The organism is Sphingomonas sp. EU05-FHT14C10, assembly GCF_058790595.1.
In genome coordinates this window covers 124783-150949 of the sequence record NZ_JBYTEN010000002.1, presented here as the reverse complement: position 1 = coordinate 150949, position 26167 = coordinate 124783, and the positions used below count along the sequence as shown (strand labels likewise).

Sequence of the window (26167 nt, the reverse complement as noted above, 5' to 3'; positions counted from 1 at the left end):
AACGATCCCCGGCGGCGTGCTTATGCCGCCGGGGCTTCCAGCGCGAGCAGCGCGAAGCTGGCGAGCCAATGCTCGCCCATATAGTCCCCCGCCACATGCGGCAGCGCCGCGTCGAGATGCGCGTCTGCGGCCGCCAGCGCGATCGCGTGGCCTTCGGCAGGCAATGATCCCGCAAGTTCGCGCCAGCACCAGGCGCGGCTGAGATTCGTGCCGTCGAGGTGCGCGATCTTGCCGTCCGACCGGTCCGAGACGGTCGCGGGGGTGAAGAGGCTGGCCGGCTGCCGTTCGCTTAGCCGGGGCAGGAACTGCGCAAGCCAGGGGGCGAACGCCTCTGGCGGCAGGCAGCGCTTCATGCACCGCGCCTCGACCAGCGCGGGCGAGAGGAAGGTGTCGCCTTCGGGCTCCCACGCCGGGCAGTCGCGATCGGCGGCATAATAATCCAGCGCGCGTGCGCGGATCAGGTCGGCAAGCGCCGGATCGTTGGCGTCAGCCCACTCTATCGCGAGGATCATCGCGAAGGCGGTGCTGTAGTGCGTGCCCGTGCGGATCGCATAGGTTTGGCGCGGCAGGAAGTCGAGGAAGCGATCGGCAAAGGCGCGGGCGAGCGGCGCCAGCGCCTCCGCCCAGTCGCGATCCTCGTGCCGCTGTGCCTCGCGGTGGAGCATGAGCAGCCAGGCCCAGCCATAGGGGCGCTCGAACCCGCCGGTATAGGCGCGATCGAGATAGTCCAGCTCGCCCGCGACCTTGCCGGCGGTCAGCATACGATCAGCGAGATCCTCGATCGCGGCGGCGGGGGCCATGTCGGGATGAAGGCGACGCAGCGTCAGCAGCAGCCAATACCCGTGGACGCAGCTATGCCAGTCGAAGCTGCCGTAGAAGATCGGGTGGAGGACGCTCGGCGGCTCGAGCTCTTCGGGGCCGTTCAGCACCTGATCGAGCTTGTGCGGATATTCGCGCGTGACGTGGCCCAGCGCGATCGTTGCGAAGCGCGCGGCAATTTCGGGGGTGAGGCTGTGTGTCATCGGAACGCCAGAAAATAGATGAGGAGGAGGTTGGCGAGGAGCAGCGGCAGGGCGGTGCCAATCTGCGCCTTTACGACGCCGTTGCGGTCGCGCAGTTCGAGTAGCGCGGCGGGCACGATGTTGAAATTGGCAGCCATCGGCGTCATCAGCGTGCCGCAGAAGCCAGCGAGCATGCCGATCGCGCCGATCACAGCCGGGTCGCCGTGATGCGCGTGGATCAGGATCGGCAGCCCGATCGCCGCGGTCATCACCGGGAAGGCGGCGAAGGCGTTGCCCATCACCATCGTGAACAGCGCCATGCCGATCGCATAGGCAGCGACGGCGGCGAAGAGATTGCCCGCCGGAATGATCGCCCCCATCATCTCGCCGACGATGTTGCCGACATCGGCCAGCGCGAAGATCGCGCCCAGCGAGGCAAGCATCTGGGGCAGGATCGCTGCCCAGCCGACTGAGTCCATCAGCCGCAGCCCATCCTCGATCGGCGCGGCGATGCCGGGACGCAGCCAAGCATAGCAGATGGCGAGTGCGAAGAGCACGCCCAGCCCGAGCGAGACGAGCGTCACCTGCTTGGGATCGACGAGGCCGCTCGACTTGAGCAGCAGCGTGCCCGCCAGCGCGGTGATGGGAATGACGAGGGCAGGCAGGAACAGGCGATTGCCGAGCAGGCGCGCGCGATCGGTCTTGATCTCGATCGGCGTCAGATCGGGCGCCGCCTTGCGCAGCGCGCCGGTGCCCGCCAGGGCGACGAGCGCGAGCAGCAATATTCCGTTGCCGAGGTCGCCGATCCTATCCCCCGCGAAGAAGCTGAGCGCGAGCAATCCCCAGAAGGCGGCATTGCCCCAGCGCCTGTCGCGCGCGGACAGCAACGCGAAGCCGGCGAATATCGCCCCGGCGAGAGCATAGAGCGCGGGCAGGCCGATCATGCCTTTTCCATCCTCTCTCCGCTTGTCCCGAGCGAAGTCGAGGGACGTCCTGCGCCGACACGTCCCTCGACTTCGCTCGGGACAAACGATCTGGCACGTGCCAGCCGGCGGTCGAGCAGCAGCAATCGCGCCGAATGGATGACGAAGGCGATGATCGCGGTCGGAATCGCCCAGAGCGAGAGATGGAGCGGCGCGATTTCGATGCCATTCTGGTCGAGCACGCCCTTGATGAGCAGGATCGATCCGATCGCGATGAAGATATCCTCGCCGAAGAAGAGGCCGACATTGTCGGCGGCGGCGGCATGGGCCTTCACCAGCTCGCGCTCATCCTCATCGATCGGGCCGGCGGCGGCCTCGGCCATCGGCGCGACGAGCGGGCGAACGGTCTGCGCCGGCCCGCCGATCGAGGTCAGCCCCAGCGCCGAGGTCAGCTGACGGAAAAGCAGATAGGCGATCAGCAGCCGCCCGGTCGTTGCGCCCTTGAGCGAGGCGATCAGCATGCGCGCGCGCTGCTGTAGCCCGTAGCGGTCGAGCAGCGCGATCACCGGCAGGACGAGATAGATCAGCGTGACGAAGCGGTTGTCGTTATAGGCCTTGCCGAACGCCGCGATGACCTGGGTGGGCGCGATCCCCGCCGACACGCCCGTCGCCAGCGCTGCCGCGGCGACGACGAGCAGCGGGTTCAGCCGGACGATGAAGCCGATGACGATCATCGCGATGCCGATCAGAGGCAGATAATGGCTCATGACTTTGCCTCGCCCTCGGGGGTTCCGAAGCCACCGCCACCCGGCGTCTCGATCAGGAACATGTCGCCCGCCGCCATATCGACCGCTGCGGTCGCGGACAGCGCTTCGATCCTTCCATCGGCGCGCAGCACGCGATTGACGCCGGCCAGCGCATCGCCGCCGCCTGCAATGCCCTTGGGCGCGATGCGCCGGCGGTTGGAGAGGATGCCGGCGTGCATCGGCTCGCGGAAGCGAAGGTGACGCTCGACCCCGTCGCCGCCGCGATGCGCGCCCGCGCCACCCGATCCGCGCCGGATCGCGAAGCGTTCGAGGATCACCGGATAGCGCGTCTCCAAAATCTCCGGATCGGTCAGACGGCTGTTGGTCATGTGCGTCTGCACCGCGCTTGCGCCGTCGGCGGTTGCGCTAGCGCCTGCGCCGCCGGCGATCGTCTCATAATATTGGTGGCGATCGTTGCCGAAGGTGAAGTTGTTCATCGTGCCCTGCGCCGGGGCAAGCGCGCCGCATGCTGCGAAGATGGCGTCGGTGATGACCTGGCTGGTCTCGACATTGCCCGCGACGACCGCCGCCGGATAATGCGGACGGACCATCGATCCGTCGGGGATGCGGAGTTCGATCGGGCGCAGGCAACCGTCATTCATCGGGATCGCATCGTCGACCAACGTGCGAACCGCGTAAAGCGCGGCAGCGCGGCAGATCGAGGCGGGGGCGTTGAAATTGTCGGGAAGCTGTCCGCTCGTCCCCGTGAAATCGATCACGGCCGAACGCGCCCCGCGATCGACCGAGAAGGCGACCGAGACATGCGCGCCATTGTCCATCTCGTAGGTGAAGCGGCCTTCGGGCAGGCGCTCGATCAGCTGGCGTACCGCTTCCTCGGCATTGGCCATGACATGCGTCATATACGCGTCGACGACCGCGCGGCCATAATCGGCGGCGATGCGGCGCAACTCAGCCGCGCCGCGCGCGCAAGCGGCAAGCTGTGCCTTCAGGTCGGCGATATTGCGATCGGGGCGACGCGCGGGCCATGTGCCCGACGCCAGCAGCGCGCGCGTCTCGGCTTCGCGGAAATGACCGGCGTCGACGAGCAGGAAATTGTCGATCAGCACGCCTTCGTCCTCGACGCTGCGGCTGTCGGGCGGCATCGATCCGGGCGCGATCCCGCCGATATCGGCATGATGGCCGCGTGCCGCGACATACCAGGCGGGGGCGTCGCCTTCCGCGACGGACACCGGCATGATCACCGTCACGTCGGGCAGATGGGTGCCCCCGCGATAAGGGGCGTTGAGCATATAGGCGTCGCCGGGCTTCATCCCGCGCCCGTCGCGCGGCGCGCCGTCGTAGGTTGGCCCGCGGCTTTCGATGATCGTGCGGATGCTGTCGCCCATCGATCCGAGATGGACGGGGATGTGCGGGGCGTTGGCGATCAGCGCACCGTCGCGATCGAACAGCGCGCAGGAGAAATCGAGCCGTTCCTTGATATTGACCGAGGTCGCCGTGTTGCGCAGCGCGACGCCCATTTCCTCGGCGATCGCCATGAACAGGCTGTTGAAGATCTCCAGCATCACCGGATCGGCTTCGGTGCCGATGGCAGGCGCGGCGTCGCGCGGGACGGTACGGCGCAGGATGAGATTGGCGTGCGGATCGACCGTCGCAGTCCAGCCTTCGGCGACATAGGTGGTGGCCGAGGGATCGACGATGAGCGTGGGGCCGGGGAGCGAGGCGCCCACCGCCAGCGTCGCGCGATCGTGGACGTCGGTCAGCGCCTCGGCAGGCGGGGCCGGCGCTGCGGTGGCCCCGCTCGCCGCCTCGCGAAGCGCTTCTCCGGGCGCGATCGCTTCGGCGATCAGCGTTTCGACGACGATCCCGGTCCCGTCCATCACGAAGCCGAAGCGGCGGCGATGGGCATCCTCGAAAGCGATGCGCATCGCGTCGGGGGCCGCGACCGTCACCGCGAGCGCGGTGTCGCTGCCCTCATAGCGCAGCGCCGCGCGGTGATTGACGTGGACCATGCCGCTCACGCCTTGTGCTGTGAGCGCGGCCTCTGCTTCGGCAGCGAGCGCGCCGAGCGCCTGGGCAAAATCCTCACCCAGCGGGCGTCCGAGAGTCAGCTGGCGCATCTCGACCATGTCGGCGAGGCCCATGCCGTGCGCCGAAAGCACGCCCGCGAGGGGATGGATCATCACGCTTTCCATGCCCAGAGCATCGGCGACGGCGCAGGCATGTTGTCCGCCCGCGCCGCCGAAACAGACGAGCGTGTAGCGCGTGACGTCATGGCCCCGCGCGATCGATATCTGCTTGATCGCGTTGGCCATGTTGGCGACGGCGATGCGCAGGAAGCCCTCGGCCACGCCTTCGGGCGCGATCCCGCCAATCTCGGCGGCCAGATCGGCGAAGCGGCGGCGGACGATCCCGACATCGATCGGTTGGTCGCCGTCGGGGCCGAACAGATGCGGGAAATGATCGGGCCTGATCCGGCCGAGCATCACGTTGCAGTCGGTGATCGTCAGCGGCCCGCCGCGCCGGTAGCAGGCGGGGCCGGGGACCGCGCCCGCCGATTCCGGCCCGACGCGCAGCCGTGCCCCGTCATAGCGGCAGATCGATCCGCCGCCCGCCGCGACGGTGTGGATCTCCAGCATTGGCGCGCGGACCCGGACGCCCGCGACCACCGTCTCGTCGGTGCGCTCGAAGCTGCCGGCATAGTGCGAGACGTCGGTGGAGGTGCCGCCCATATCGAAGCCGATGATCCTGTCGAACCCGGCTTCCTCGGCGGTGCGGACCATGCCGACGATCCCGCCCGCCGGACCCGACAGGATCGCGTCCTTGCCCCGGAAGGCGGCAGCGTCGGTCAGCCCCCCGTTCGACTGCATGAAATAGAGGCGCGTGCCGGCATCGAGACCCGCGACGACGCGGTCGACATAGCGACGCAGCACCGGCGACAGATAGGCATCGACCACGCTGGTGTCGCCGCGCCCGACCAGCTTGATGAGCGGTCCGACCTCGTGGCTGACCGAGATTTGAGTGAAGCCGATCTCGCGTGCGATCCGCGCGACTTCCGCCTCATGCGCGGTCCAGCGCCACCCGTGCATCAGCACGATGGCGACGGCGCGCAGCCCATCGTCATAAGCAGCCTGGAGCCCGGCGCGCGCCGCCTCGCAGTCGATCGGGCGCAACGTCCCGCCCTCCGCGCTCATCCGCTCGTCGATCTCGACCACCCGGCTGTAGAGCGGCTCGGGCAATATGATGTCGCGCGCGAAAATATCGGGTCGCGCCTGATATCCGATGCGCAGCGCGTCGCCGAAGCCGCGCGTGATCGCAAGGAGGAGGGGCTCGCCCTTGCGTTCGAGCAGCGCGTTGGTGGCGACGGTGGTGCCCATCTTCACCACATCGACCGCGCCGCCGCCTTCCTCCGCCACGATTGCGGCGATGCCGGCGAGCGCCGCATCCTCATAACGTTCGGGATTTTCAGACAGCAGCTTGCGCGTGACGATCCGGCCATCGGGCGCGCGGGCGACGATATCGGTGAAAGTGCCGCCGCGATCGATCGAAAAGGCCCAGCCCGTCTGTCCGTTCATCGTCATCGGATGCGCGATCGAACGCGCAAGGGCAAGCGCTTGCATCGCCGGCCGATCGTCCTAAGTCCGCCTTTCAAGCACAGGAGATTGCACATGGCGCGCGTGGCGGTGATCGAGCGGACCGGCGGACCCGAAGTCATCGAATGGCGCGACGTCGATCTGCCCGCGCCCGCGCGCGGCGAGGTTCGGCTGCGCCAGACCGTCGTCGGCATCAATTTCATCGACACCTATCACCGCAGCGGCGTCTATCCGGTGCAATTCCCCGCCGGGCTGGGATCTGAAAGCGTCGGCGTGATCGACGCGGTAGGCGAAGGCGTGACCGGCTTTGCGGTCGGCGACCGGATCGGCACGTTCGGCCCCGCGCGCGGCGCCTATGCCAGCGCGCGCAATGTGCCGGCATCGAGCCTGTTCCACCTGCCCGACGATATCGACGACGAGACGGCGGCCGCCGCGATGCTCAAGGGGTGCACGGTCGAATATCTCGTCGAGCGGATCGGCAAGGTCGAGGCCGGCTGGCCGGTGCTCGTCCACGCGGCGGCGGGCGGCGTCGGGCTGATCCTAGTCCAGTGGCTGAAGGCGTTGGGTGCGACAGTCATCGGCACGGTCGGCGACAGCGCGAAGGCCGAGCTGGCGCATGCGGCCGGCGCCGAGCATATCGTTTCGGCGCACGATCCCGACATTGGCGGGCATGTCCGCGCGCTCACCGAAGGTGAGGGCGTCCCGGTGGTGTTCGACGGCGTCGGCATGTCGACATGGGAGGCCTCGCTGAAGGCGACGCGGCGGCGCGGGTTGCTGATCAGCTACGGCAATGCCGGCGGCCCGGTCGCGGGGATCGGGCTGGGCGCGCTAGCGGCGCATGGCTCGCTGTTCGTCACGCGCCCGACCTTGTTCGACTATTATGTGACGCCCGAGGAGCGCGCGGCGGGGATCGAGCGCGTGTGGACGATGATCCGATCGGGTGCGGTCAAGATCCGGGTCGGCCAGCGCTATCGCCTCGAAGACGCCGCCCGCGCGCACGCCGATCTCGAGGCCCGGAAGACCACGGGATCGAGCGTGCTGCTGGTCGGCGCATTCGGCTGAACTCAGGCTGCCGAACGCCGCCAGTCGAAGGGCAGCGGCGCTTCGCGGAAGGCGAAACGGTCCAGATGTTCGGCGACGACGGTCGCCATGCGGTCGGCGTCCTGATCTTCAGGCACGTCGAGGCGGACGTCGAGCGTCTCCGCGCCGGCTTTCAGGCTGGCGCGCGCGCCGTTGGGGAAGGCGATGTCGCCCGCCTCGGGTGTGAAGCTGACGTCCATCTTGTGCGACCAGTGCTTGCACAGCTGCTGCAGATAGCGGCTAGCGCTGGCGGTGGGCACTGCGGCCTCGATGATCGTGCTCATTTCAGGCGCTCGATCTTCTGGGCGAGTTCGTCGATCAGCGCGGCGATCTCGTGCTGCGTGTCGGCGTCCGCGCCCGCCGCACTAAGGCGCTGCTGAAGCACGGTCTTGAGATTGCCCATCGCGCGGCGCACCGGCCCGCCGTCGGTCCGTTCGCGCCAGGCACCCAGCGCCGCGAGCCGCTCGAACAGCGCCTCGATCTCGGCTTCGCGCTCGGTGAGATGCGTCTTGCCCTCGGCGGTGATCGCGAACAGCTTGCGTGCGCCTTCGCTCTTCTCTTCCTCGATCAGGCCCATATCCTGAAGCAGGGTCAGCGTCGGGTAGATGACGCCGGGGGAGGGGGCATAGGCGCCGCCCGTCAGCTGCTCGATCTCGCGGATCAGGTCATAACCGTGGCGCGGCTGATCGCCGATCAGCTTGAGCAGCACGTGGCGAAGCTCGCCACCCTCAAACATGCGGCGGCGGCCATGGCGTTCCATCGCCTCGCGCATGCGTTCATGTTTGCGGCCGAAATGCGGGCCGCCGGTCCAGGCTCCATAGCCCATTCCAAAGCGCATAAAATACTCCATAGATGCCTCTCGATGACTCTAAGATATATCGTGATATATGAGTCTTCAAGGGAGGCGCGAACATCGGTGCAAAATCGCCGGCCTGCGCCTATCTTGGCGCGGCATGGCAGATCTCTTCGCTCCCGATCCTCTTCCGCTCGAAACCGCAGGCGTCGCGCCGCTTGCCGAACGCTTGCGCCCGGCGACTCTTTCCGAGGTCATCGGCCAGGAGCATCTGACCGGGCCAGAGGGTGCGATCGGGCGCATGGTCGCTGCGGGGCGGCTGTCGTCGATGATCCTGTGGGGACCGCCGGGCACGGGTAAGACGACGATCGCCCGGCTGCTCGCCGATGCGGTCGGGCTGCGCTTCGAGGCGATCTCGGCGGTCTTTTCGGGCGTCGCCGATCTCAAGAAGGTCTTCGCCGCAGCGCGTGAGCATGCGCGCGCAGGCGCGCGCACCTTGCTGTTCGTCGACGAGATCCACCGCTTCAATCGCGCGCAGCAGGATGGTTTCCTGCCTTATGTCGAGGACGGCACGGTCACGCTGGTGGGGGCAACGACCGAGAATCCTTCGTTCGAGCTCAACGCCGCGTTGCTCAGTCGCGCGCAGGTGCTGATCCTCCACCGGCTCGACGCGCGCGCGCTCGGCACCCTGCTCGATCGCGCCGAAGCGATCGAAGGTCGCGCGCTGCCGCTAACCCCCGCCGCGCGCGATGCGCTGGTCGCCAGCGCGGACGGCGACGGGCGCTTCCTGCTCAACCAGGTCGAGACGCTGTTCTCGGTCGATTTGTCCCAGCCTCTCGATCCCGCCGGACTGTCGGCGCTGCTCCACCGCCGCGTCGCCGTCTACGACAAGGATCGCGAGGGGCATTACAACCTCATATCCGCGCTCCATAAATCTCTGCGCGGGTCAGAGCCGCAGGCTGCGCTCTATTATCTCGCCCGCATGCTCGTCGCGGGGGAGGAGCCGCTCTACGTCCTCCGCCGCATCACGCGCTTCGCGTCTGAGGATATCGGCCTCGCCGATCCGCAGGCGCTGATCCAGTGCCTCGCGGCCAAGGATGCCTATGAGTTTCTCGGCTCGCCCGAAGGCGAGCTGGCGATCGTGCAGGCGTGCCTCTATTGCGCCACCGCACCCAAATCCAACGCCGCCTACAAGGCCCAGAAGGCGGCGTGGCGCAGCGCGCGCGACACCGGATCGCTGATGCCGCCGGCGCATATATTGAACGCCCCGACGAAGCTGATGAAGGACATCGGCTATGGCAAGGGCTATGCCTATGATCATGATCTGGCGGAAGGATTCTCCGGCAGCGACTATTGGCCCGAAGGGATGGCTGCCCAGACCTTCTACACGCCGGTCGATCGCGGCTTCGAGAAACGCATCGCCGAACGGCTGGCCTATTGGGAGGGATTGCGTGGGGGTAAAAGCGAATAGCCTGTTTCTGGCGGCATTGCTGGCGGCGGCGCCCGCGCTCGCACAGGACGCGAAGCCCTATGATCGCGCGCTCGCGGCAGGCTATAAGGCGGCGTTCCTGTGCGGCGGCATCTTCGTGGCGGGCAGGACCGAGCAGCAGATCGAGGCCGAGGAACTGGTCGGCATCTATCCCGAGCTCGAGCCCATCATACCGACGCTGAAGGCATCGATCGATCGCAACGCCAAGACCGTATCGGTGGCGTTCGACGACAAGCTGCCGCCGCGCATCGCGGTCTATCGCCCGCTCGTCGGCTGCTCGACGCTGCCGATCGGCGCGACGGCCGAGACCGCGCGGCGCGTGCCGCAGCTCATCGTGCTCGACAATGGCCCGCGCGATTTCCGCCCCTGGCCGATGGGCGAGCAGAATGCCAGCGCACCACCCAAGGGTGACGAGGCCGCGCTCGACAAGCTGGTCGCGACGGCCTTCGACAGGGCGACCTATGGCGCGGACAACGCCACCACCGCCGTGGTCGTCCTGCAGGGCGGCAAGATCGTCGCGGAGCACTATCGCGACGGCTTCGGAAAATATGTCGCGCAGCGCACCTGGTCGGTCGGCAAGAGCATTGCGGGCACGCTGATCGGCCGCGCCAAGCTGGAGGGCATCCTCGACCCTGCGGCGCCCGCGCCGATCCCCGAATGGCAGGCGCCGGGCGATCCGCGCGCCGCGATCACCACTGACATGCTGCTTCGCATGGCGTCCGGCCTGCACAGCGACAGCGCCGGCAACCGCACCGACGCCATCTATTTCGGCGGCACGACGGTGACCGAGCAGGCGCCGGGATGGCCGCTGGAGGCTGCACCCATGTCGCGCTTCCGCTACGCCAATAACGACATATTGCTGGCGGTGCGCGGCCTGCGCGCAAAGCTGGGCGACGCGCGGATGCTGTCCTACCCGTTCCAGACCTTCCAGATGCTGGGTATGACGCGGACGGTGGCGGAGACCGACTGGCAGGGCAATTTCATTCTCTCCAGCCAGGTCTGGACCACGGCGCGCGATCTGGCGCGGCTGGGCCTGCTCTACGCGCAGGACGGGATGTGGGAAGGCGAGCGCATCCTGCCCGAAGGCTGGGTGGATTATGTCCGCAAGCCGGCGGGGCCGCAGCCCGCAGAGAGTGCCGGCTATGGCGCGAGCTTCTGGGTCTTCGGGCCGCAGCAGGGGCTTCCCGAAGGCAGCTTCGCCGCACAGGGCAATCGCGGCCAATATGTGATGATCGTGCCTGATCGGAAGATCGTCATCGTCCGCATGGGCCTCGATTCCACCAAGGCGCGCTTCGACATCGCCAGGTTCAGCGCTGATATATTGGCGACGCTGGAACCCGGATCGTGACGACCAGTTGGGAAGCCGTGATCGCCTATGCGCTCGGGCTTCCCGATACGGAGCTGTCGACCAGCTATGGCGCGCCCGCGGTCAAGGTCGCGAGCAATGGCCGCGCCTTCGTCCATCCAGGGCGCGAGCCGGGCAGCTTCTGCCTCGCCATCGACCGCGACGTGGTCGAGATGCTCAAGGAAACCGATCCCGACACCTATTGGCAGACGCCGCATTATGAAGGCTGGCCCGCTATTCTCGTGCGCTACGGCAGCGCCGATCCCGAACGCGTGCTGGCGATGATCGATCAGGCCCGGGACTGGAACGCGGCGCGGCCCAGGGTGAAGCCGCGCAAGGCGAGATGAGCCGCTTCTCGCGTTTCGCGGCAATCGACTGGTCGGGCGCGAAGGGATTGCGCCACAAGGGCATTGCGCTTGCCGTCTGCGGGGAGGGGAGGGACGCGCCCGCGCTCGTCACGCCGCACGGTCGCGGCTGGGCGCGGGCGGAGATTTGCGATTGGGTGCTGGCGCAGCGCGACGACATGGTGATTGGCTTCGACCTTGGGCCTGCCTTGCCCTTCGTCGATCGGGGCGCCTATTTCCCCGGCTGGACCGAAAGCCCCTCGGATGCGCGCGCGCTGTGGGCACTGGTCGATCGCCTGTGCGCCGACGAACCCGATCTGGGCGCAAGCGGCTTTGCCGATCATGTCGAGGCGTCGCGCCATTTCCGTCGCCATGGCGGTCGCGTCGGCGATCTGTTCGAGCCCGGGCGCGGCCGGCTGCGCGTGACCGAGTTTGCGCAGCAGGCGCAGGGGCTCAACCCTTATAGCAATCTCAACCTCGTCGGCGCGGCGCAGGTCGGCAAATCGAGCCTCACGGGGATGCGCCTGCTCCACCGCATCGACGGGCATGTGCGGGTCTGGCCGTTCGACGCGCTCCCCGAGGGCGGCCCGGTCGTCGTCGAAATCTATACGAGCATCGCCGCGATCGCCGGCGGCCGCGCGCGCGGACGGACCAAGATGACGAGCTTCGAGGCGTTGAACCTCGCGCTTACCCGCCCCGCGATCGGCAGCGCGCCTTATCCGGCGAGCGGCCCCAGCGACGATCACAGCACCGATGCGCTTCTTTCCGCCGCCTGGCTTCGCGCCAATGCCGATCGGGCGGCGCTCTGGAACCCACCCGGCATGAGCGACGTAATAGCCCGCACGGAGGGCTGGACCTTCGGCGTCGTCTGACGCATTGGGGGCGCGGGCCGGCTTAGCACAGCGGTAGTGCAGCGGTTTTGTAAACCGAAGGTCGGGGGTTCGATCCCCTCAGCCGGCACCAGTCTTCCGCACGGACATATGCAAGACGCAGGCGTCCTGTCGATCGCGCCTATCCGAAGTGTAGCGAAAGGTTCTCCGACGGCGCAGCCGACCGCCGACGTGCCCGCAACGCGGCGCCGGCCAGCCCGAAGCCCGCGATCATCATCGCCCAGCTCGTCGGCTCGGGCACGCCGGATGCGGGCGGCGCGAAATCGACCGTTATCGTGTAATTGATCGGCTGGCTGAAATTTTGCAGCTCGAACTCAAAGAACGGGCGGGTGAAGTACAGATATTTGACTTCGGTGTCGCTATACCGGACTTCATTTCCCGGAAGAGTCCAAGTGCCGCTATAATCCGAAGCCGTGGATTGATAATGCTCCAGGATCCATGCGGAATTGCCATACTGCCAGATGCCGGTATTGCGGTTGTAGACTTCATAGTCGAAGAAGTAATTGAACCAGATCGTCGACAGATGGGCCTGATCGAGGTCGACCGTGATGATCCAGTTGGTCGGATCGGTCGAACCGGGCGTGAAGGGCGGGTCGAGAAGCAGCGTGAATGTGCCGGTCGTCGGACTTGCGGTGCCGGTATAGGTGACCGCGTAGGCCGGGCACGACATCGCCGCGATGCTGCAAGCTGCGAACAGGCCGAGTTTCATCGTTATCCCCCGATATAGTTAATCGACGGTAACGGCTCGACCGGCGCGAGGTCCAGAGCGAAAGCACGTCCGAAACGAACCAGTCCCGTCATGAGACAAGATTCTGGATTTGCAGCAAATCTGTAATGGCGACGCCCGCGATGGCCGGGCATCGCCTCCGCTCAGGGCACCGGGCTCGCCATGGGCGGTTTGCCGCCCGTCGCGCGCTGGCGGACGATGCGGAGATAGGTGTCGACCAGCGTCTGGTTGACCTGATCCCAGCCGAAGCGTTCGCTGATCTTCTCGCCCGCCTGGCCCGACGAGGCGCGCGCCTGCGGTTTCTCGCAATAATATTGGAGAGCGTCGGCGAAGGATTCGATCGCGCCTGGGCGGATCAGCCGGCCATTGACCCCGTCGAGCACAAGGCTCTGGCTGCCCGTGGCGATCGCAGCGATTACGGGCAGGCCAGCCGCCATCGCCTCGAGCGTGACGTTGCCGAACGTCTCGGTGACCGAGGGATTGAACAGCATGTCCATCGAGGCGACCGCGCGGCCGAGATCCTCACCGCCCTGGAAACCCGCGAACACCGCCTGCGGGAGCCGCCGCTCGAACCAGTCGCGCGCCGGCCCGTCGCCGACTATGAGGACGCGGTGCCTCACGCCGCGCCGGACGAGTTGGTCAATCGCATCCGAAAAGACGTCGAGACCCTTTTCCATCACCAGCCGGCCGACATAGCCGATCGCCACCTCGTCGTCGCGAATGCCCAGGCCGCGCCGCCAACCCATGTCGCGCCGGCCCGAATTGAAGATGCTGCGATCGACGCCGCGGCTCCAGATGCCGACGTCGAAGCTCATCCGTTGCTCGCGAAGCAGTTGCGCCATCGATTCGGATGGCGCGACGATCGCGTCGCAACGGCGGTAGAAACGGCGCAATATCGCCTCGACCACCGGCTCCATGAAGGCGAGGCCATAATAGCGGGGATAGGTCTCGAAGCGGGTATGCACAGAGGCGACGACCGGGATGCCGTGCGAGCGGGCGAGGGCGACCGCGCGATGCCCGAGAATCTCCGGGCTGGCGACGTGGAAGATATTGGGTGCGAAGGCCGCGATGTCGCGCTTCACGCGCGGCGGGATCATCATCGGCGCACGATATTCGGTGCGGCCCGGCACCGACAGGGCAGGCACGCCGACGAGGTCGCCGGTCGGCGGGAAGGCGGGCTGATCGACGACGGGCGCATAGACACGCACGGCCGCGCCCTGCTTCAGAAGATAGCCGACAAGGCGGTTGAGCGCCTGGTTCGCGCCGTCGCGGACATAATTGTAATTGCCGCTGAACAGCGCGACGCGAAGTTGTGACACATCCATCGCCGCGTCGTTAGCCGTCCCGCAACCAAAAGAACAGCGGCCGAAGGATGGAGCGCGCGCCGTTGCGAAAAAGCCCTCGCCCGCCGCAAGGCGGGCGAGGGCCTTTTGTCGCGATCACAGGGCGATCAGGCGAAGGCTGCGCTGCGCCGGCGCACGCGCATGGCGCCGCCAACCAGGCCGAAGCCCGAGATCAGCATCGCCCAGGTCGCCGGCTCCGGAACGCCGCCGTTACCCGGCGTCGCGGCGCCGAGCGTGACATTGTCGAAAGCGATCTGGTTGGCGACACCGCCGAAATCGACTGACTTGGCCACACCGTCAAAGGTGACGCCGAAGGCGGTGAAATTGCAGAACGGGAAGCCGTTGGGATCACCCGAGCACTGGCCGCCATTGGGTGTCAGGACCAGCGTCGCGAGCACATTGCCGGTGCCGTTCAGCCCGTCATACACTGTCACGCTGCCAGCATTGGTCGAATTGCCGGCATAATAGAAGGAGAAGCCGGTGGTGAAGCCGGCGGCCACGTTCATGGTCGCAGCGCCACCGCTCAGGAAGAAAAGCACCGTGCTTGGCGATGGTTCGTTGGCGAAATTGCCGGAGCCGCCCGCGTCCAGATCGATGATGCCGAGCGACGTTCGCGAAAAATTGATGCCATAGTTGGTGCCGCTATTGCCTGCACCATCGGTACCGCCATTGTAGAAATCATTGACGGCGACCTGATCGCCGACGCCTTCAAATGTCAGCGTAATGACGTCGGCGCTGGCCGGCGCCGCAGCGATCGCCGCAGCGGCGGTCGCAAGCAAAGTGAAGCTACGGATTTTCATAAGACTACCCCTGTCGCAAATCACGTGATCCGGCCGATCGTTCAGCCGACTCCCAGAGCGACCCGGTTGTCTTGATTAAGATACATTTAACTGTTTCGGCGGCGCACGGCAAGAGTGGTTGCTGCCCCACATCGGGACGGCAAAAAAAGCCCCGCCGGAGTGCTCCGGCGGGGCCTTCTTGTTTTGCGTCGGGACGCTTGCCGATCCTATTCCTCGGCGCCGTCCTCGCCATTGGTTTCGGCAACCACCGCTGCCAGCGCGTCATTGCCGGTATCGTCCTCGACCGGACGACGCAGCTCGGCCGCATGCTCTTCCGCCGCCGAGTTGGGGGCGACGAGTGCGGTCTGCCAGGCACGCTGCGAAGCGCGCAGGGCGGCGTCGCGGCTGCTGGCGGTGACGCGCAGACGGTTCATGCCCGCGCCGGTGCCCGCCGGGATGAGGCGGCCGACGATGACATTCTCCTTCAGGCCCATCAGCGTGTCGCGCTTGCCCTGGACGGCGGCCTCGGTGAGGACGCGGGTCGTCTCCTGGAAAGACGCGGCCGAGATGAAGCTGCGGGTCTGTAGCGACGCCTTGGTGATGCCGAGGAGCACCGGCTTGCCGAACGCCGGCTGCTGGCCGGGCTCGAGCTTCGCGTTGACCTCGTCCATCTCCTCGCGGTCGACCTGCTCGCCGGGGAGGAGCGTGGTGTCGCCCGCCTCGGTGATCTCGACCTTCTGCAGCATCTGGCGAACGATCGTCTCGATGTGCTTGTCGTTGATCTTCACGCCCTGCAGTCGATAGACTTCCTGAATCTCCGACACGAGATATTCGGCCAGAGCCTCGATGCCGAGGACTTCCAGGATGTCGTGCGGATCGGGCGAGCCGCCGATCAGGTTGTCGCCACGCTTCACGTAGTCGCCTTCCTGAACGTCGATCACCTTCGACTTGGGCACGAGATATTCGACCAGCTCGCCACCATCGTCCGGACGGATGCCGATCTTGCGCTTGGCTTTATAGTCCTTGCCGAACTCGACGCGGCCGGAGACCTTCGCGATGATCGCGTTTTCCTTCGGCTTGCGCGCTTCGAACAGCTCGGCCACGCGCGGCAGACCGCCCGTGATGTCGCGGGTCTTGGCGGCTTCGCGGCTGACGCGGGCCAGCACGTCGCCGGCCTGCACCGAGGCGCCGTCCTCGACCGACAGCATCGCACCGGGCGCCAGCATGTAGCGCGCGGTTTCGCCCGAGCCCTCGTCGAGCAGGGTGATGCGGGGACGAAGGTCTTCCTTGCTCTTCGACGGGGCGCGATATTCGATCACCACGCGCTGCGCGATGCCGGTCGCCTCATCGGTCTGCTCGACCAGCGTCTTGCCTTCGATCAGGTCCTGATACTTCACGATGCCGGGGTTCTCGGTGATCACCGGCATGGTGAAGGGATCCCACTCGGCCATGCGATCGCCCTTCGAGACGATATGGCCGTCGTCGAACATCAGATAGGCGCCATAGGGGATGCGGTGCACCGCCCGTTCGCGCCCGTCCATGTCGATGATCGCCAGCTCGCCCGAACGGCTCAGCACGACGCGACGGCCGCGCTGGTCCTCGATCACGCGCAGGTCGCGGAACTCGACCTTGCCGTCGGCCGGCGCGTCGAGGTTCGACTGCTCGTTGAGCTGCGCCGCGCCACCGATGTGGAAGGTGCGCATGGTCAGCTGGGTGCCCGGCTCGCCGATCGACTGCGCCGCGATGACGCCGACGGCCTCGCCGATGTTCACCGGCGTACCGCGGGCAAGGTCGCGCCCGTAGCACTTGGCGCACACGCCCTGCTTGCTCTCGCAGATCAGCGGCGAGCGGATCTTGACCGACTGGGTGCCGATCGCCTCGATCAGCGCGACCATCGGCTCGTCGAGGAGCGTGCCCTCGGCGATCACGACTTCGCCCGTCTTGCTGTCGATGACGTCCTCGGCCGTGGTGCGGCCCAGGATGCGCTCGGCAAGGCTGGCGATGGTGGCGCCGCCCTGGACGATCGCCTTCATGTCCAGCGCACGTTCGGTGCCGCAATCTTCCTCGATCACGACGCAGTCCTGCGACACGTCGACCAGACGGCGGGTCAGGTAACCCGAGTTCGCCGTCTTGAGCGCGGTATCGGCCAGGCCCTTACGCGCACCGTGCGTCGAGTTGAAATACTCGAGAACGGTGAGGCCTTCCTTGAAGTTCGAGATGATCGGCGTTTCGATGATCTCGCCCGACGGCTTGGCCATCAGGCCGCGCATGCCGGCAAGCTGCTTCATCTGCGCCTGCGAACCACGCGCACCGGAGTGGGCCATCATGTAGATCGAGTTGATCGGGGCGAGGCGGCCGTCGGCCTGCTTCGGCATCGCCTTGATCTCATCCATCATCGCGTTGGCGACCTGATCGCCGCAACGCGACCAGGCGTCGATCACCTTGTTGTACTTTTCCTGCTGGGTGATCAGGCCGTCCTGATACTGCTGCTCATAATCCTTCACGAGCGCGCGGGTCTCGTCGACCAGCTTTTCCTTGCTGCCCGGGATGATCATGTCGTCCTTGCCGAACGAGATGCCGGCCTGGAACGCGTGGCGGAAGCCCAGCGCCATGATGGCGTCGGCGAACAGCACGGTCTCCTTCTGGCCGGTGTGGCGATAGACCTCGTCGATCACGTCGCCCACGTCCTTCTTGGTGAGGAGGCGGTTGACGGTCTCGAACGGCACCTTGTGGCTCTTCGGCAGCGTCTCGCCGATCAGCATGCGGCCCGGCGTGGTCTCCACGCGCTTCATATAGCTGTTGCCAGCCTCGTCGGTCTGCGGAACGCGGCTGACGATCTTCGAGTGCAGGGTGACCGCCTTGGCGTTGAGCGCCTGGTGGACTTCCTGCATGTCCGACAGCAGCATGCCTTCGCCCGGCTCGCCTTCGCGCTCCATCGACAGATAGTAGATACCCAGCACCATGTCCTGCGAAGGCACGATGATCGGCTTGCCGTTGGCGGGCGACAGGATGTTGTTGGTCGACATCATCAGGACGCGCGCTTCCAGCTGGGCTTCCAGCGAGAGGGGAACGTGCACGGCCATCTGGTCGCCGTCGAAGTCGGCGTTGAAGGCCGAGCAGACCAGCGGGTGAAGCTGGATCGCCTTGCCTTCGATCAGCACGGGCTCGAACGCCTGGATGCCGAGGCGGTGGAGCGTCGGCGCGCGGTTGAGCATGACCGGGTGCTCGCGAATGACTTCGTCGAGGATGTCCCAGACTTCCTTGCGCTCCTTCTCGACCCACTTCTTCGCCTGCTTCAGGGTCATGGACAGACCCTTGGCGTCGAGGCGGGCGTAGATGAACGGCTTGAACAGCTCGAGCGCCATCTTCTTGGGCAGGCCGCACTGGTGCAGCTTGAGTTCCGGGCCGGTCACGATGACCGAACGGCCCGAATAGTCGACGCGCTTGCCGAGCAGATTCTGGCGGAAGCGGCCCTGCTTGCCCTTGAGCATGTCGGACAGCGACTTCAGCGGACGCTTGTTGGCGCCGGTGATCGTGCGGCCGCGACGGCCATTGTCGAACAGCGCGTCAACGGCTTCCTGCAGCATGCGCTTTTCGTTGCGCACGATGATGTCCGGCGCGCGCAGCTCCATCAGCCGCTTCAGACGATTGTTGCGGTTGATGACACGGCGATACAGGTCGTTGAGGTCCGAGGTCGCGAAGCGGCCGCCGTCCAGCGGCACCAGCGGGCGCAGCTCGGGCGGGATGACCGGGATGACCTCGAGGATCATCCATTCGGGACGGTTGCCCGAATCGATGAAGCTCTCGACGACCTTCAGGCGCTTGATGATCTTCTTGGGCTTCAGCTCCGACTTGGTCGTCGCCAGCTCTTCCAGAAGTTGCTTGCGCTCGCCCTCGAGATCGAGGCTCTCGAGCATGGTGCGGACGGCTTCGGCGCCGATGCCGGCGGAGAAGGCGTCTTCGCCATATTCGTCCTGCGCCTCGAGCAGCTCGTCCTCGGTGAGGAGCTGATACTTCTCGAGCGGGGTCAGGCCCGGCTCGATCACGATATAGGCTTCGAAGTAGAGGACGCGCTCAAGCTGCTTGAGCTGCATGTCGAGCAGCAGGCCGATGCGCGAGGGCAGCGACTTCAGGAACCAGATGTGCGCGACCGGCGCGGCCAGCTCGATATGGCCCATGCGCTCGCGGCGGACCTTCGAGACGGTGACCTCGACGCCGCACTTCTCGCACACGATGCCCTTGTATTTCATGCGCTTATACTTGCCGCACAGGCACTCATAGTCCTTGATCGGACCGAAGATGCGCGCGCAGAACAGGCCGTCACGCTCGGGCTTGAACGTGCGGTAGTTGATCGTCTCGGGCTTCTTGATCTCGCCGAAGCTCCACGACCGGATGCGCTCGGGGGAAGCGATGCCGATCTGGATCTGGTCGAAGGTCTCCGGCTTGGCCACCGGATTGGCGAAGTTGGTCAGTTCGTTCATTTCTTTATCCCTCTGGAGGGTAAATCTCTGCGCGGAAGGGAAGGGGAGCGCCGCCCGTCAGGACGGCGCCCGAACCCTTATTCCGCCGCCTCGGCCAGACCGTCGTCCTCCTCGTCGAGGCTCTTCAGCTCGACGTTGAGGCCCAGCGAGCGCATTTCCTTGACGAGAACGTTGAAGCTCTCCGGAATGCCCGCCTCGAACGTGTCGTCGCCCTTGACGATCGCTTCGTAGACCTTGGTGCGGCCGACGACGTCGTCGGACTTCACCGTCAGCATCTCCTGCAGCGTGTAGGCGGCGCCATAGGCCTGGAGCGCCCACACCTCCATTTCGCCGAAGCGCTGGCCGCCGAACTGCGCCTTGCCGCCCAGCGGCTGCTGGGTGACGAGCGAGTAGGGGCCGATCGAACGCGCGTGGATCTTGTCGTCGACCAGGTGGTGCAGCTTCAGCATGTAGATGATGCCGACGGTCACCTTGCGGTCGAACTTGTCGCCCGTGCGCCCGTCGAACAGGTCCGACTGGCCCGAGGTTGCGAGACCCGCTAGCTCCAGCATGTCCGAAACGTCGGCTTCGCGCGCGCCGTCGAACACCGGAGTGCCCATCGGAATGCCCGAGCGCAGATTTTCGGCCAGCTCGACGATCTGCTCGCCGTCGCGCGCCTCGATCTCGGCGACATAATGATCGCCGTAGATCGTCTTGAGCCGGTCCTTCACCGCCTCGGGCATCGCGCCCGCGGTCGGGTTCGGATTGGCTTCGCGCCACTGGTCGAGCGCCTCGGAGACCTGCTTGCCCAGGCCGCGCGCGGCCCAGCCGAGATGGGTCTCGAAGATCTGCCCGACGTTCATGCGTGAAGGCACGCCCAGCGGGTTGAGCACGAGGTCGACGGGGGTGCCGTCCTCAAGGAAAGGCATGTCCTCGACCGGCAGGATGCGGCTGATGACGCCCTTGTTGCCGTGGCGGCCGGCCATCTTGTCGCCCGGTTGCAGCTTACGCTTCACCGCGACGAATACCTTGACCATCTTGAGCACGCCGGGGGGCAGCTCGTCGCCGCGCTCCAGCTTCTCGCGCCGATCCTCGAACTTCTCGTTGATCAGCTTCACCGCCTCGTCATACTGCGCCTTCACCGCCTCAAGGTCGGCCTGACGCGCGTCGTCGGCGACGGCGAACTTCCACCACTCGTGGCGCTCGACTTCGCCGAGAAGCTCCTCGGTGATGTCACTGCCCTTCTTGATGCCCTTCGGCGCCGATGCCGCGACCTGGCCGATCAGCATGTCCTTCAGCCGCGACCAGGTGGCGCGGTTGAGGATGCCGCGCTCGTCCTCGCGGTCCTTGGCAAGGCGGTCGATCTCCTCGCGCTCGATCGCCATCGCGCGCTCGTCCTTGTCGATGCCGTGGCGGTTGAACACGCGCACGTCGACGATCGTGCCGGCGACGCCCGGGGGCAGACGCAGCGAGGTGTCGCGCACGTCGCTCGCCTTTTCGCCGAAGATCGCGCGAAGCAGCTTTTCTTCCGGGGTCATCGGCGATTCACCCTTGGGGGTGATCTTGCCGACCAGGATGTCGCCCGGCTCCACCTCGGCACCGATATAGACGATGCCCGCCTCGTCGAGGTTGCGCAGCGCTTCCTCGCCGACGTTCGGGATGTCGCGGGTGATGTCCTCCGGCCCCAGCTTGGTGTCGCGGGCCATCACCTCGAACTCGTCGATATGGATCGACGTGAATACGTCGTCCTTCACGATGCGCTCGGAAATGAGGATCGAGTCCTCATAGTTGTAGCCGTTCCAGGGCATGAACGCGACGAGGCTGTTGCGGCCCAGCGCCAGTTCGCCCAGCTCGGTCGACGGGCCGTCGGCGATGACGTCGCCGACATTGACCACGTCGCCCACCTTCACCAGCGGACGCTGGTTGATGCACGTCGACTGGTTGGAACGCTGGAACTTCATCAGCGTGTAGATGTCGACGCCCGACTTGCCGGCATCGACTTCGCCGGTCGCGCGGATGACGATGCGCGACGCATCGACCTGGTCGACGATGCCGGCGCGGCGGGCCGAGATGGCGGCGCCCGAATCGCGCGCAACCGTCTCTTCCATGCCGGTGCCGACGAACGGCGCCTCGGCCTTGACCAGCGGCACCGCCTGGCGCTGCATGTTCGAGCCCATGAGCGCGCGGTTGGCGTCGTCATTCTCCAGGAAGGGAATGAGCGAGGCCGCGACCGACACCAGCTGCTTGGGGCTGACGTCCATCAGCGTGATCTGGTCGGGCAGCGCCATCAGGAACTCGCCCGCCTGACGCGCCGAGACCAGTTCCTCGGTGAAGCGGCCTTCGGCGTCCGTCTCGGCCGAAGCCTGCGCGACGGTATGCTTCTGCTCTTCCATCGCCGACAGATAGACGACCTCGTTGGTCACCTTGCCGTCGATGACCTTGCGATACGGCGTCTCGATGAAGCCGTACTTGTTGACGCGCGCGAAGGTCGACAGCGAGTTGATCAGGCCGATGTTCGGGCCTTCCGGCGTTTCGATCGGGCAGATGCGGCCATAGTGGGTCGGATGGACGTCGCGGACCTCGAAGCCCGCGCGCTCGCGGGTGAGGCCGCCCGGCCCGAGCGCCGAGACGCGACGCTTGTGCGTCACTTCGGAGAGCGGGTTGGTCTGGTCCATGAACTGCGATAGCTGCGACGAGCCGAAGAACTCGCGCACCGCGGCGACCGCGGGCTTCGCGTTGATCAGGTCGTTGGGCATGACGGTCGACACGTCGACCGAGCTCATGCGCTCCTTCACCGCGCGTTCCATGCGGAGCAGGCCGACGCGATACTGGTTCTCGAGCAGCTCGCCCACCGAGCGCACACGGCGGTTGCCGAGATTGTCGATGTCGTCGATCTCGCCCTTGCCGTCCTTCAGGTCGACGAGGGTCTTGACCACGGCGAGGATATCCTCGGTGCGCAGCGTCGTGACCGTATCCGGCGCGTCGAGGTCGAGGCGCATGTTGAGCTTCACGCGGCCGACGGCCGAAAGGTCATAGCGCTCGGGATCGAAGAACAGGCCGGCAAACAGCGCTTCCGCCGTCTCGCGCGTCGGCGGCTCGCCGGGGCGCATGACGCGGTAGATGTCGGACAGCGCATGGTCGCGGTCCTCGGCCTTGTCGGCCTTCAGCGTGTTGCGGATCCACGGGCCGGTGTTGACATGGTCGATGTCGAGCAGCTCCAGACGGTCGATGCCCGCCTTGTCGAGCGCCTCGAGATTGTCGGCCGAAACCTCGTCACCCGCCTCGATATAGATCTCGCCCGTTGCCTCGTTGATCAGGTCGAGCGCCGAATAGCGGCCGAAGATTTCCTCGGTCGGGATCAGCAGCGTCTCGAGGCCGTCCTTGGCCGCCTTGTTGGCGGCGCGCGGGCTGACCTTCTGGCCCGCGGGGAAGATCACTTCGCCCGACTTGCCGTCGACCACGTCGAACAGCGGCTTCTGGCCGCGCCAGTTCTCGGCGATGTAAGGCACCTGCCAGCCGCCTTCGCCGCGGATCCAGGTGACCGTCTTGTAGAAGTGGTTGAGGATTTCCTCGCTGTTCAGGCCGAGGGCATAGAGCAGCGCCGTGACCGGCAGCTTGCGCTTGCGGTCGATGCGGACGTTGACGATGTCCTTGGCGTCGAACTCGAAGTCCAGCCACGAACCGCGATAGGGGATGACGCGCGCGGCGAAGAGATATTTGCCCGACGCATGGGTCTTGCCGCGGTCGTGATCGAACAGCACGCCCGGCGAACGGTGCATCTGCGAGACGATGACGCGCTCGGTGCCGTTGATGAAGAAGGTGCCGTTCTCGGTCATGAGCGGCATGTCGCCCATGTAGACGTCCTGCTCCTTGATATCGAGGACCGAACGGGTTTCCGTATCGGGATCCACCTCGAACACGATCAGGCGCAGCGTGACGCGCATCGGGGCGGCATAGGTGATGCCGCGCTGACGGCATTCCTCGACGTCGAACTTGGGCGATTCCAGCTCGTAATGGACGAAGTCCAGCTCGGCGGTGCCGGCGAAGTCGCGGATCGGGAAGACCGAACGCAGGGTCTTTTCCAGCCCGGAGACATAGCCGACGGCAGGGTCGGAACGCAGGAACTGCTCATAGCTCTCGCGCTGGACCTCGATCAGGTTCGGCATCTGCACCACTTCGTGGATGTTGCCGAAGACCTTGCGGATGCGCCGCTTCGCGGTGCCGCTGCTCTGGGGGGCGGAAACTGCCTTGGTCGCCATGGGTGTGATTCGCCTCGTGGTTCGAATATCGGGCACGCAGAAAGACGCAAAAAGCCGCAGGCTTTCCGATCAGGCGATCAAGGAAAACTGCAGCTCCTGGCGTCTCGAAACCCCAGCCAATCCATTCTTGCGGGCCGCTGCGCGACGGCGTCCCATGTCCCGAGAGGCTGTGGTGATGGGCCGGATATAGGATTGGGGTCGTGAAGTGTCAAATGGGGGAGGGACACTAAATTTCGTCAGCTCGGAAATGCATGGATGATCCGTTCGACCTCGGCTGCATCATAGGCGATCTGTCCGTCGAGGATCAGCATAGCTAGTCCGTGAACCAGCGACCATGCGTGAAGCGCGGCGGCGCGCCGTTCGGCTTCGGGAAGGTCGGGGGGGAGAAGGCGGGCGATATCGTCGCGCAGGCCACGCATTGCCGTACCCATCTTGTCGGGCGTCAGGTCGACCAGCGATACCGTGGGGGCAGAGGTGAAGACGAGGCGGAACAATGCCGGGTTCTCGACCGCGAAGCGGACATAGGTCGCGCCGCTCGCGGCGAAACCCGTACCGCCGCCGCCGGCCGCCTCGTGCGCCACCCGCTGCGCGCGGCCGAGCGCCTCCATACCCTCATGCGCCATGGCGGAAAGCAGCGCCTGCTTGTCGGGGAAATGCCGGTAGACCGCCGTCGCGCTCACGCCGACGCGGCGCGCAATCTCGCGCAGGCTGATCTCCTCGACCGGCTTTTCATCCAGCATCGCCAGCCCGGCGTCGACCAGCGCGGCGCGCAGATCGCCGTGGTGATAGGTGGCCCTGCGCCCAATGTTGACACTGTTATCATCTTCGCTCATGTTGTCACTGTAAACATCGAGTCGCGTCATGGCGCAAGTGGAGATGGAAGATGGCAAGCACTATCGAAACCGCGATCCGTTCGGTCGTCGGCAAGGGTATCGAGAAAGTCGCCGACTATAATCGCTCGCGGATGCGCGACGACGGGCCCAACATCTTCCTGACCGGCATCCATACGCCGATGACCAGTGAGGAGACGATCGCCGATCTCCGCGTCGAGGGCAGCATCCCCGCATCGCTCGACGGCCGCTATCTCCGCATCGGGCCCAACCCCGTGACGCCGCCCAATCCGGCTGCCTATCACTGGTTCACCGGCGACGGCATGGCGCATGGCGTGCGCGTCCAGGGCGGCAAGGCGCTCTGGTATCGCAATCGCTGGATCCGCTCGAACGCGGTCAGCGACGCGCTGGGCGAGCCGCGCGCACCGGGCAAGCGCAGCCAGCTCTCGGACAATGCCAATACCAATATCGTCGGCATCGCCGGCCGCACCTGGGCGATCGTCGAGGCGGGAGGCAATCCCGTCGAGCTTTCCGACGGGCTGGATACGGTCGCGCATAATCCTTTCGACGGCACGCTTAACGTGCCTTTCTCGGCGCACCCGCATCATTGCCCGCTGACCGGTGAGATGCACGCGATAACCTATGACGCAATGACGCACGATCGCGTCTGGCATGTCGTCGTCGACAGCGAAGCGCGCGTGATCCGGCAGGAGCCGATCGCGGTATCCGACGGGCCAAGCATCCATGACTGCGCGCTCACCGCCAGCCGTGTCGTCATCCTCGATCTGCCCGTGACCTTCTCGATGAAGTCGGTGATCGCGGGGCATCGCTTCCCCTATGTCTGGAACAAGGCGCATCGGGCGCGCGTCGGCCTGCTCGGGCGCGGCGACAGTGGCGAGGACGTCGTCTGGTGCGATGTCGATCCCTGCTATGTCTTCCACCCGGGCAATGCCTTCGATCTGCCCGACGGCCGCGTGGTGATGGACGTCGTCGCGCACGAGACGATGTTCGCCGAAAGCTACAACGGCCCTGACTCGCCGGCTTCGCGGCTCGAGCGCTGGACGATCGATCCCGTCGCACGCCGCGTCGATCGCAAGGTGCTGCACGATCACCCGCAGGAATTCCCGCGCTATGACGAGCGCCGCACGGGCAAGCCCTATCGCTGGCTCTACAGCATGGCGCTTCCCAATGGCGTGGCCGGCGAACTGTCGATCAACGATACGAGGCTGCTCCGCACCGACGTGGAAAGCGGCGAGGTCGCGATCCACGATTTCGGTCCTGGCCGTCATCCCGGCGAGTTCGTCTTCGTCGAACGCCCGGGCGGCGAGGCAGAAGATGACGGCTGGCTGATCGGCCTCGTCATCGACATGAACCGCGAGACGACCGAGCTGCAGATCCTCAATGCCGACGATTTCGAAGGCGATCCGCAGGCAGTCATCCATATCCCCCACCGCGTGCCGCCGGGCTTCCACGGCAACTGGGTTCCGGCCTGATCGGCACCCCGATTTCGTCAACTGGCCGATGAAGGCGAACGGCCGGACGCAGAA

At 66.1% G+C, this 26167-nt stretch carries 18 protein-coding genes and 1 tRNA gene; 7 read left to right on the top strand and 12 right to left on the bottom strand.

Features of this window, described 5'->3' with window-relative positions; genetic code table 11:
• Window positions 1–20 precede the first annotated feature (20 nt).
• The 4 genes from AC3WT0_RS03420 to AC3WT0_RS03405 are packed head-to-tail and all read right to left on the bottom strand — an operon-like array spanning window position 21 to window position 6308.
• On the bottom strand, window positions 21–1022 hold the full coding sequence (locus AC3WT0_RS03420) for a DUF2891 domain-containing protein (RefSeq protein ID WP_492751473.1): 1002 nt from the start codon (window positions 1020–1022) through the stop codon (window positions 21–23).
• A complete protein-coding gene (locus AC3WT0_RS03415; protein ID WP_492751471.1) occupies window positions 1019–1945 on the bottom strand; it encodes a DUF979 domain-containing protein in 927 nt (308 codons plus the stop codon). Before AC3WT0_RS03415 ends, AC3WT0_RS03420 begins: the two co-directional genes overlap by 4 nt.
• Window positions 1942–2691 carry a DUF969 domain-containing protein gene (locus AC3WT0_RS03410; RefSeq protein ID WP_492751469.1) on the bottom strand — a complete coding sequence of 250 codons (750 nt, stop codon included), beginning with the start codon at window positions 2689–2691 and terminating at the stop codon, window positions 1942–1944. The genes AC3WT0_RS03415 and AC3WT0_RS03410 overlap by 4 nt, the downstream gene beginning before the upstream one ends.
• Entirely contained in the window at window positions 2688–6308 is a 3621-nt protein-coding gene (locus tag AC3WT0_RS03405; RefSeq protein ID WP_492751467.1) for a hydantoinase B/oxoprolinase family protein, read from the bottom strand. The genes AC3WT0_RS03410 and AC3WT0_RS03405 overlap by 4 nt, the downstream gene beginning before the upstream one ends.
• A gap of 48 nt (window positions 6309–6356) precedes the next feature.
• Here AC3WT0_RS03405 and AC3WT0_RS03400 point away from each other — a divergent pair, with 48 nt between their 5' ends.
• Entirely contained in the window at window positions 6357–7343 is a 987-nt protein-coding gene (locus AC3WT0_RS03400; RefSeq protein WP_492751465.1) for a quinone oxidoreductase family protein, read from the top strand.
• Between the two features lie 2 nt (window positions 7344–7345).
• On the opposite strand, the gene AC3WT0_RS03395 is transcribed toward AC3WT0_RS03400, so the two are convergent.
• Window positions 7346–7645: a DUF2218 domain-containing protein gene (locus tag AC3WT0_RS03395; RefSeq protein WP_492751464.1), complete on the bottom strand. Its 300-nt coding sequence runs from the start codon at window positions 7643–7645 to the stop codon at window positions 7346–7348.
• Window positions 7642–8199 (bottom strand): PadR family transcriptional regulator, encoded by a 558-nt coding sequence (locus AC3WT0_RS03390; protein WP_492751463.1) that lies wholly within the window; start codon window positions 8197–8199, stop codon window positions 7642–7644. Before AC3WT0_RS03390 ends, AC3WT0_RS03395 begins: the two co-directional genes overlap by 4 nt.
• Before the next feature lie 115 nt (window positions 8200–8314).
• Between AC3WT0_RS03390 and AC3WT0_RS03385 the strand changes: the two genes are divergently transcribed.
• From AC3WT0_RS03385 to AC3WT0_RS03365, 5 genes are all read left to right on the top strand, one after another.
• The gene (locus AC3WT0_RS03385; protein WP_492751461.1) at window positions 8315–9625 is read left to right on the top strand and encodes a replication-associated recombination protein A; all 1311 of its coding nucleotides are present in this window, start codon (window positions 8315–8317) and stop codon (window positions 9623–9625) included.
• Window positions 9606–10991, top strand: a complete 1386-nt coding sequence (locus AC3WT0_RS03380) for a serine hydrolase domain-containing protein (protein ID WP_492751460.1) — start codon at window positions 9606–9608, stop codon at window positions 10989–10991. Before AC3WT0_RS03385 ends, AC3WT0_RS03380 begins: the two co-directional genes overlap by 20 nt.
• Complete coding sequence (locus AC3WT0_RS03375; protein ID WP_492751459.1) at window positions 10988–11335, top strand: MmcQ/YjbR family DNA-binding protein; 348 nt, start codon at window positions 10988–10990, stop codon at window positions 11333–11335. Before AC3WT0_RS03380 ends, AC3WT0_RS03375 begins: the two co-directional genes overlap by 4 nt.
• Window positions 11332–12204 carry a hypothetical protein gene (locus tag AC3WT0_RS03370; RefSeq protein WP_492751457.1) on the top strand — a complete coding sequence of 291 codons (873 nt, stop codon included), beginning with the start codon at window positions 11332–11334 and terminating at the stop codon, window positions 12202–12204. Before AC3WT0_RS03375 ends, AC3WT0_RS03370 begins: the two co-directional genes overlap by 4 nt.
• 16 nt (window positions 12205–12220) lie before the next feature.
• Window positions 12221–12295 (top strand) — tRNA-Thr (locus tag AC3WT0_RS03365).
• A gap of 48 nt (window positions 12296–12343) precedes the next feature.
• Here AC3WT0_RS03365 and AC3WT0_RS03360 read toward each other — a convergent pair.
• The 6 genes from AC3WT0_RS03360 to AC3WT0_RS03335 all read right to left on the bottom strand — a co-directional run bounded on the left by AC3WT0_RS03360 (window position 12344) and on the right by AC3WT0_RS03335 (window position 24623).
• Window positions 12344–12931, bottom strand: coding sequence for a PEPxxWA-CTERM sorting domain-containing protein (locus AC3WT0_RS03360; protein WP_492751456.1), 588 nt, complete (start codon window positions 12929–12931; stop codon window positions 12344–12346).
• A 161-nt stretch (window positions 12932–13092) separates the two neighbouring features.
• Complete coding sequence (locus tag AC3WT0_RS03355; RefSeq protein ID WP_492751454.1) at window positions 13093–14274, bottom strand: glycosyltransferase family 4 protein; 1182 nt, start codon at window positions 14272–14274, stop codon at window positions 13093–13095.
• Window positions 14275–14399: 125 nt separating this feature from the next.
• Window positions 14400–15092 (bottom strand): PEPxxWA-CTERM sorting domain-containing protein, encoded by a 693-nt coding sequence (locus AC3WT0_RS03350; RefSeq protein ID WP_492751453.1) that lies wholly within the window; start codon window positions 15090–15092, stop codon window positions 14400–14402.
• A gap of 206 nt (window positions 15093–15298) precedes the next feature.
• Complete coding sequence (gene rpoC, locus AC3WT0_RS03345; protein ID WP_492751452.1) at window positions 15299–19552, bottom strand: DNA-directed RNA polymerase subunit beta'; 4254 nt, start codon at window positions 19550–19552, stop codon at window positions 15299–15301.
• A gap of 77 nt (window positions 19553–19629) precedes the next feature.
• Window positions 19630–23790, bottom strand: coding sequence for a DNA-directed RNA polymerase subunit beta (gene rpoB, locus AC3WT0_RS03340; RefSeq protein ID WP_492751450.1), 4161 nt, complete (start codon window positions 23788–23790; stop codon window positions 19630–19632).
• A 236-nt stretch (window positions 23791–24026) separates the two neighbouring features.
• Window positions 24027–24623 (bottom strand): TetR/AcrR family transcriptional regulator, encoded by a 597-nt coding sequence (locus AC3WT0_RS03335; RefSeq protein ID WP_492751449.1) that lies wholly within the window; start codon window positions 24621–24623, stop codon window positions 24027–24029.
• A 50-nt stretch (window positions 24624–24673) separates the two neighbouring features.
• On the opposite strand from AC3WT0_RS03335, the gene AC3WT0_RS03330 reads away from it, so the two are divergent.
• Window positions 24674–26113, top strand: a complete 1440-nt coding sequence (locus tag AC3WT0_RS03330) for an 8'-apo-carotenoid 13,14-cleaving dioxygenase (RefSeq protein WP_492751448.1) — start codon at window positions 24674–24676, stop codon at window positions 26111–26113.
• Window positions 26114–26167: the final 54 nt, after the last annotated feature.